Genomic DNA, 210 nt, shown 5'->3' with positions numbered 1-210 from the left:
ACAGGAGATACAGGTGCGACTGGAGTTACCGGAGCAACCGGGATCACAGGAGCCACAGGAGCAACAGGTACAGGAGCAACCGGTGCAACAGGTGATACGGGAGCGACTGGAGTTACCGGAGCAACCGGGATCACAGGAGCAACAGGTACAGGAGCGACCGGAGATATCGGGGCCACCGGAGTCACAGGAGCGACCGGAGATACCGGAGCA

Annotated in this window: 1 protein-coding gene; it reads left to right on the top strand. The window is 60.5% G+C overall.

Going from position 1 to position 210, the window contains the following annotated elements; translation table 11 throughout:
- A partial coding sequence (locus V9K92_RS22740) for a hypothetical protein (RefSeq protein ID WP_337355052.1) occupies positions 1-210 on the top strand: 210 nt, incomplete at both ends.

The organism is Phyllobacterium sp. CCNWLW109, from assembly GCF_037203905.1.
Classification (GTDB): Bacteria; Pseudomonadota; Alphaproteobacteria; order Rhizobiales; family Rhizobiaceae; genus Phyllobacterium; species Phyllobacterium ifriqiyense.
Note: the sequence above shows the minus strand (reverse complement) of the source record. Positions and strands in the feature narration are given on the sequence as shown.